Genomic DNA, 604 nt, shown 5'->3' on the forward strand with positions numbered 1-604 from the left:
ATCTAGCCATCTTCCACCAACTCCCTGCATTCCAGAACAAGCCACCGTTTCTTCCCGCCGAGCGGATATGACGGTGCAATCGGCGTGAGCGTTTTGTCTTCCCAACGAATACGATCCGTCATGCGCACATCCGCACGGTAACGAATGACGATGCGGTAATCCACCTCCTGCACCTTCTCCGCATATCCGTCCGAGATTTTTGCCGCAAAGGGCAGAACGAGTGCCCATGCTTTACCGACTTCCTGCACCGACGATGAGAGGATATTTCCCTCATCGTCCGTATCTGTGACGGGACGCAGAATAGTGATTCGATGACGCAGTTCGCTCATGGACACTCTCACCTAAAAGACCTCCTTCCGCACACCAAAAAGCAAGGAGCGAAGTGTCAGCGCAAGCCCTCTGTGATCCGCTTCCTCTCGGTGTTCGTAGAGATAGGACACGGCGTAGAGGATTGCGACGCGCACAATTGCCTGATCTTCGACCTTGGACAGCTTCTTCACGCGCAGAAGTGCCGTACAAATCTGTTCTGCCGTTTCCGCAAAGTGCATGAGGAGATCGTCCTCCTCATCGCCGTCAATGCGCAGATACTGCTTGACTGCTGCAA

2 protein-coding genes are annotated in these 604 nt (G+C 54.0%); both read right to left on the minus strand.

The annotated features are described in order from the left end of the window. Positions 1 to 2: 2 nt before the first annotated feature. The gene (locus HMPREF9163_RS09895; protein WP_198142780.1) at positions 3 to 341 is read right to left on the minus strand and encodes a phage head closure protein; all 339 of its coding nucleotides are present in this window, start codon (positions 339 to 341) and stop codon (positions 3 to 5) included. Then, a partial coding sequence (locus HMPREF9163_RS09900) for a head-tail connector protein (protein WP_009441648.1) occupies positions 342 to 604 on the minus strand: 263 nt, incomplete at its 5' end.

It is taken from the genome of Selenomonas sp. oral taxon 138 str. F0429, from assembly GCF_000318175.2.
Lineage (GTDB): Bacteria > Bacillota > Negativicutes > Selenomonadales > Selenomonadaceae > Centipeda > Centipeda timonae.